The organism is Cellvibrio sp. ARAG 10.3 (assembly GCF_051846955.1).
In the GTDB taxonomy this organism is placed as follows: domain Bacteria; phylum Pseudomonadota; class Gammaproteobacteria; order Pseudomonadales; family Cellvibrionaceae; genus Cellvibrio.
In genome coordinates this window covers 1-716 of the sequence record NZ_JBPYCU010000073.1, presented here as the reverse complement: position 1 = coordinate 716, position 716 = coordinate 1, and the positions used below count along the sequence as shown (strand labels likewise).

At 57.1% G+C, this 716-nt stretch carries 1 pseudogene; it reads left to right on the top strand.

The window, feature by feature from the left end:
• Positions 1-716, top strand: a pseudogene (locus tag ACSV5M_RS21850) (hypothetical protein); the annotation flags it as partial.

Here is a 716-nt window from a genome sequence, read left to right as displayed (position 1 = left end):
TCTAAAGTGCAGGAAATAAATCCTGGACTGTATGACTTCGTGACCAAGGGATTGGCGGATGCGCGCGACACGTACAATCTCTCTGTGAAAAGTTGTCACGAAGTGGTGAACGATAATATCGCTGGCCGTAATCCTGTGGATGGCTGGATCAAGATTGCCAAAAGCGAATCCTGGAAACAAAAGACACAGAGGGGCAGTGACCCTACCACGTCGGAGGCGGAAATTACCGAAGACCCGGGTAAAGATGGCATTACCTGGACCCGCGGCCAGAAAGCTGGCGGCGAAGGCCAGCCAGCGATCAATACCATTGGTGACAGCGTAGAGGCTGGCTACGAACATCTGGCGCCCAGCAGTCCTGCAGCTGGCCAGCCGGCCGATCAGCGCGTGACGCGCCTATGGCGTACGTCTGACGCCGCGAGCGAATGGGTAACCTCGGTGGTCGGCGAGCAGCAAGTGCGCTTGTGCGCGAATTGCGAGAAATTAAAAACACGCGTCGGTCAAGGCTTACGCCTGCAGGTGAAAGACGAAAAACTGGATGTCGACCAGGATCTCGCCCCCTTACTGCAAACCGCCGATGCGCCATCTGTCGAGGATCTCGATGCGATCAGCGCACCGGGTATGGGCATTCTCATCACAGAGCCCGTCATCCAGGCGCTACGTGAGGAACCGGCTCCGGAGCGTGCCTTGTTAGCCAATCGGCTGGCGACGGAAATTGC